Genomic DNA, 643 nt, shown 5'->3' with positions numbered 1-643 from the left:
GTCCGCGGGCGTCGTCATGGTGAACATCTCGCCCTTCCGCGGCGACACCGAGGACGCGCTGCACGCGGAGTTCCTGCCCATACGCCCCAGCACCGACACGGCGCTGATCCTGGCGATGATCCACCACATCGTCAGCCTCGGCCGCGAGGACCGGGCCTTCCTGAAGACCCATTGCGTCGGCTGGGAGAAGCTCGAGCCGACCCTGGCGGGAAAAACGCCGGAATGGGCCGCTGATATCACGGGCATCCCTGCCGCCGATATCCGCGGTCTGGCGGAGCGCTGCCTGGCGCAGCCGACCATGCTCACCGCCTCCTGGTCGCTCCAGCGCGCCGACTACGGCGAGCAGCCCTATTGGGCGCTGATCGCGCTGGCGGCGGCGCTCGGCAATATCGGCAAGCCGGGGCAGGGGGTGGCCTTCGGCTACGGCTCCTCCGGCGGCATCGGCAATCCGCGCAAGGAGATGCCGGGCATCTCGCTGCCGGCCTCGCGCAATCCCATCAGCAACTTCATCCCGGTCGGCCGCATCACCGAGCTGCTGGAGCGGCCCGGCGGCACGCTGCCCTACAACGGCCGCGAGCTGCCGCTGCCCGACATCCGCATGGTCTGGTGGGCGGGTGGCAATCCCTTCCACCACCACCAGGAC

General features: G+C 69.8%; 1 protein-coding gene. It reads left to right on the top strand.

From position 1 onward, the window contains the following. Positions 1-16 precede the first annotated feature (16 nt). Positions 17-643: molybdopterin-dependent oxidoreductase (locus AC1DWF_RS35540; protein ID WP_476843156.1), on the top strand; the 627-nt coding region annotated here is incomplete at its 3' end.

It is taken from the genome of Aminobacter sp. P4_D5, assembly GCF_056401815.1.
The sequence above is the reverse complement of the archived record's forward strand: the minus strand, read 5'-3'. Positions and strand labels throughout refer to the sequence as shown.